Annotated in this window: 1 protein-coding gene; it reads left to right on the top strand. The window is 69.3% G+C overall.

What is annotated here, in order from left to right; translation table 11 throughout:
- Positions 1-34: 34 nt before the first annotated feature.
- The coding region (locus NWF34_RS25170) for a condensation domain-containing protein (protein ID WP_258326393.1) at positions 35-2161 on the top strand (2127 nt) is incomplete at its 3' end.

The raw sequence follows: 2161 nt of genomic DNA, 5'->3' as shown, positions 1-2161 counted from the left end.
GTATCGGACGGGTGATCGGGTGCGGTGGTCGGGTGTGGGTGAGTTGGAGTATGTGGGGCGTAGTGATTTTCAGGTGAAGTTGCGGGGGCAGCGGATCGAGTTGGGGGAGATCGAGTCGGTCCTGCAGACCGCACCCGGGGTCGTCGCCGCGGCGGTGCTGGTGCGCGACGACCGACTCGTCGCGTACCTGTCCGGGGACGCCGACGTGCCGGCGGTGCGTGATCACGCCGGGCGTCGTCTCGCGCCGTACATGGTCCCGGACACCTTCGTCGTGCTCGACGACATGCCACTCGGAACGTCCGGAAAGATCGACAGGAAAGCTCTTCCCGAACCGGAACTGGGTCCCCGTGAGATCGTGGCACCGGCGTCGGACACCGAACAGCTGATCACCGGGATCGTCGCCGACGTCCTCGATCTCGGCGTCGACCGGGTGTCGGTCACCGACAGCTTCTTCGAGATCGGCGGACATTCGCTCTCGGCGACCCGGGTCGCCGCCCGGATCTCGCACACGTTGTCGCTGCCGTTCACCGTTCGCGAGTTGTTCGATGCCCCCTCGGTCCGTGCCATGGCTCGATGGGTCGACGAGCGACTCGGCGGCGATTCGGTCGCCATGATCTCGCCTTCGGGTCGGCGGATCGGCGACGGGCCCGGCGACCTGGGCTCGATTCCGCGTCCGGCACGCCTGCCCTTGTCGGCGGCACAACAGCGGATGTGGTTCATCAACCAGTTCGACCCGTCATCGCCCGCCTACAACATCCCCTTCGCGATGCGGCTGCACGGCCGCCTCGACACCGTCGCGTTGCGTGCCGCTCTCGCCGACGTCATCAGCCGTCATGAGGTGCTGCGTACCCGATACCCCCAGGATCTCGACGGTCGACCATGGCAGGACATCGTGCCCGCCGACGAGGTGACCGTCGACCAGTGGTGGCGCGACGGCGACATCGAGACCCTCACCACCGCCGGCTTCGACGTGACCCGCGATCTGCCCATTCGCGCCGGGCTCGTCGCCGCGTCCGGCGATCACGTCCTGGTGGTCGTCCTCCATCACATCGCGGCGGACGGCGAATCGCTGCGGCCGCTCGTCGACGACCTGTTGCAGGCCTATGCCGCGCGCACCGCAGGGCACGCGCCGGAACGACCGTCGCTCGACGTCCAGTACGCGGACGTCGCCCTGTGGCAGCAGCGCGTCCTCGGGTCGGTGGACGACCCGGACTCCGAACTCGGCCGGCGGGCCCGATGGTGGCAGGAGAAGCTCGCCGGCCTGCCCGACGTTCTCGAACTGCCGACCGATCGTCCGCGACCGCCGGTGGCGTCCCATCGCGGTGCCGTCGTGGAGTTCGAGGTGCCGGAAGATCTGGCGTCCGCGATCGACCGGTTCGCCCGCCGGCACGGGGTGACCGCGTTCATGGTGCTGCACGCCGCGGTGGCCGTCGTGCTGTCCCGGCTGGCGGGTTCCTCCGACATCGCCCTCGCGACGCCGGTCGCGGGCCGTGGACGCGCCGAACTCGACGCACTGGTCGGGATGTTCGTCAACACGGTCGTCCTGCGCACGCAGGTCGACCCAGGTGCCACATTCGGTGAGGTGATCGGGCAGGTCCGTGACACCGACCTCGACGCCTTCGGCGCGGCCGACGTGCCGTTCGAGCATCTCGTCGATGTCCTCGCCCCGACGCGCAGCGAAGCCTTCGCGCCGCTCGCCCAGGTGATGCTGACGCTGGAACAGACCGGCGTCGGCGAGATCGCGGTACCCGGCCTGACGGTTACGCCCGTCGACGCGGGCGTTCCCGCCGCGCGGTTCGACCTCATGATCGGCATGACCACCGCGCGCGACGCGGCCGGCGATCTGACCGCCCTGTCCGGGCGGATCGTCTACGCCACCGATCTCTTCGAGGACCGCACCGTTCGCCGTCTGGGTGAGCGGATCGTCGACGTCCTGACGGCTGGTCTCGCCGACGACACCGTGGTGGTCGGCGACATCGATCTCGCCGACGCGACCGAACGTGCCGCCATCGCCGACTGGTCGCGGGGTGTGGTGGTGGGGTTGGGGTGGGGTGGTCGTTCGGTGGGTTCGGTGGTGGCGGAGCGGGTGGGGTTGTCGGGGTCTGAGGTGGCGGTGTGGTGTGGGGATCGGGTGGTGTCGTATGGGGAGTTCGGTGGTTTG

The organism is Gordonia sp. GONU, from assembly GCF_024733855.1.
Classification (GTDB): domain Bacteria; phylum Actinomycetota; class Actinomycetes; order Mycobacteriales; family Mycobacteriaceae; genus Gordonia; species Gordonia amicalis.
The sequence above is the reverse complement of the archived record's forward strand: the minus strand, read 5'-3'. Positions and strand labels throughout refer to the sequence as shown.